Annotated in this window: 1 protein-coding gene; it reads right to left on the reverse strand. The window is 64.6% G+C overall.

Annotated features, from left to right (window positions below; all coding sequences use genetic code 11):
- Positions 1-153: 153 nt before the first annotated feature.
- Positions 154-1698, reverse strand: a complete 1545-nt coding sequence (locus AWC27_RS16075; protein WP_085671394.1) for an IS1182 family transposase — start codon at positions 1696-1698, stop codon at positions 154-156.
- Positions 1699-1768 lie beyond the last annotated feature (70 nt).

A 1768-nucleotide genomic window follows, 5' to 3' on the forward strand; every position in this document is an offset into this window, starting at 1 on the left:
CGATATGAGTCCGCTGAATAAGTGAGTTCTTGAAGGTTCGCAGGGCGTTGGCGTGGCGTCTGCAGTTTCGTTGCCGTTGGTTTGCAGCCTGTTGTCTGGTGTATTGGGTCGCGGGGTTTGGTTGTGCGGCTTGGGTGTTGGTTGCGGGGGGGTTTAGGCCAGTGCCCATGTGGTGCCGTTGTGGGCCAGGCCGAGGTTGATTAGTCGGCGCAGGTTTATTGCGGCGACTCGGTGGTGTAGCCAGTGGTTGTTTTTGGTGGTCCCGCGGTAACGCAGTCGCCGGTTGCCGCGGGTGAGCCAGGCGATGGATCGTTCGACCATGGGTCGGTGCTGGTGGTATTCGGTGCGCCAGTCGGGGTCGCTGGCAGCCTGACGGGCCGCGCGGTTGAGGGCGTCGTGCGGGCCGACGTGCAGGTGTTTGCCGCTGCGGCTGCGGGTGCAGCGGGCACGTAGCGGGCACTGGCTGCAGGCCTTGCCGAAAAAAGCAGCTCCGGAGCGGCTGATCGGACGGGTTAGGCCGTTAGGGCAGGTCGCGGTGCGGTTGTCGTGGTCGACGGCGAAATCATCGACGGTGAACCCGCCCGGGAACGCGCTGCGCACCAGCGGGGGATCGACCCGGTCGGCGTGCCCGCGTGCGGCCAGTTGGGCGCGGAATTCGCCGGACCCGTAGGCCGCATCAGCCAGCACGGTCACCGAATGGGGTTCTGCGGCCAGCAGATCCAATCCCACAGCTGTCTCGTGATTGTCAGGGCCGGTGGCTTTAGTCAGCGCACAGTTGGTGATGATGCCAGTGTCGGGCTCCACGGCCACATGCGCCTTAAAACCCTCGTGGGCGCGGTGCGGTGATTTATGCACGCGGCGGGCATCGGGGTCGACAGTAGAGATCACCCGATCCGGGGGCACCGTGCGGGTGCGACGCCAATGGCCGTCGGTGCCATCAGAACCTTCCGCCGGTTCGACGTCTTGCCCAGCGATCAGCGCCAACAGCGCCACCGCATCGGCGGCCCTGGACTCGGGCTGATCAGGCAGCTCGGCCAGCACCCGGTGGGCGTCGCTGACCAGGGCGTCGAGCAGCCTGTCACGAGCCGCCGCGTCGTCCCAATCGATCGCCGGCTTGCGCGGATCGCCATAATCGTGAGCGCTGCAGTGCTGGGCAATCACAGCAGCCGCGCCCGGCACGTCGCGACGCACCCGCCGGATCGCGCCAATCAGCTGGGTCATCGCGTCCTGGGTGGCCACCGCGTCCTCAAGCACCGTGGAATCTAACGCCCGACGTGTCTTAGCGGCCAGTACCCCGGTCGAGGCCACCACCGCCTTGACCGCCTCAAAGATCCGGTTAGGCCGCTCCGAAGCACCTAACCGGCGTCGCCAGTACGTCAGCGTGCTGGCATGAAACCCGCCCGCGGTCACCGCCAGCCCACAGGCAGCCTTCCAACGCAAATCAAAAGTCACCGCATCCACGGTCTCGCTATCAGAGAACCCGTGCAGCGCCTGCAACGTGATCACCGTGGCCATCACATCAGCAGGCACGCTAGGCCTACCCCGCCCACTAGGGAACAGATCCGCGAACAACTCGTCCGGAAACAGCTCCCCGCGATGCACCGCCAAGAAACCAAAAACGCTATGTGGCTTCAGAAGATGACCCGTGACCGACTCGGCATCCAACAGTTCACGCTGCACATCAGAATGACCCTGCACACCAGAATCATCAACGACAACACACGACCACACCCGACCGCCACGCCGATTTATTCAGCGGACTCATATC

This window comes from Mycobacterium szulgai, assembly GCF_002116635.1.
Lineage (GTDB): Bacteria > Actinomycetota > Actinomycetes > Mycobacteriales > Mycobacteriaceae > Mycobacterium > Mycobacterium szulgai.